This is a genomic window from Dietzia sp. SLG310A2-38A2, from assembly GCF_014145095.1.
Lineage (GTDB): Bacteria > Actinomycetota > Actinomycetes > Mycobacteriales > Mycobacteriaceae > Dietzia.
Genome location: NZ_JAALDX010000499.1, coordinates 1 through 919 on the forward strand (window position 1 = coordinate 1; position 919 = coordinate 919).

Sequence of the window (919 nt, forward strand, 5' to 3'; positions counted from 1 at the left end):
GGCGGCCGGCGCGGGGGTCCACTCCGCCGGAGTGGGTCCCGATCCGCTGCGTCTGACCGGACTCCCTGACCCGCAGGTCTCGCGCGCGATGTGGCTGATCAAGTGGCTGTTGGCGATCCCGCACTACATCGTGATGGCTCTGCTGTGGTTCGCCCTGGTGGTCACCACCATCGCCGCGGGACTCGCCGTGCTGTTCACCGGTCGCTACCCGAGGTCGTGGTTCATATACAGCGTCGGTGTGCTGCGGTGGAACTGGCGCGTGGGGTTCTACGCCTACTCCGTGCTCGGCACGGACCGGTACCCGCCCTTCTCGCTGGCGCCCGCCGACTATCCGGCCGGACTGGACGTGGCCTACCCCGAGCGGCTCTCCCGCGGCCTGGTCCTGGTCAAGTGGTGGTTGCTGGTGGTCCCGCACCTGCTCATCGTGGGCATCCTCACCGGCGGCGGGGCGGCCCTGAACAGTGCCTCGGAGAACGGGGGCGCCGAGTGGAACATCTCGCTGGTGGGCCTGCTCGTGCTGATCGCCGCGATCGGGTTGCTGTTCACCGGCCGCTACCTGCCGGGGCTCTTCGACCTGATCGTGGGACTGAACCGCTGGGTGTACCGAGTGGGTTCGTACGTTCTGCTCCTGCGCGACGAGTACCCGCCGTTCCGCCTGGACCAGGGGCCGGAGGAGCCGGTTTCTCTCGGAGCGGGCAGGACGGGAGACGCCGGGTCGGCCATGGGGTCGAGCGAGATCCCGCCGGAACGACCGACTGCCGGGGAACACCCCCGCAACTGAGTCGGAGAGGCGTCCGGAATGCTCATCGCACTCCGATGGATCGTCGTCGTGGTACTGGTCGCACACGGCCTACTCCACCTGCTGGGAGCCGCCAAGGGGTTCGGCTGGGCCGAGATCGCCCTGCTTACGCAGCCGATC

1 protein-coding gene is annotated in these 919 nt (G+C 68.8%); it reads left to right on the top strand.

Going from position 1 to position 919, the window contains the following annotated elements; genetic code table 11:
• Positions 1-781, top strand: a 781-nt coding sequence (locus G6027_RS16200; RefSeq protein ID WP_182638055.1) for a DUF4389 domain-containing protein, incomplete at its 5' end; no start/stop codon positions are given.
• Positions 782-919 lie beyond the last annotated feature (138 nt).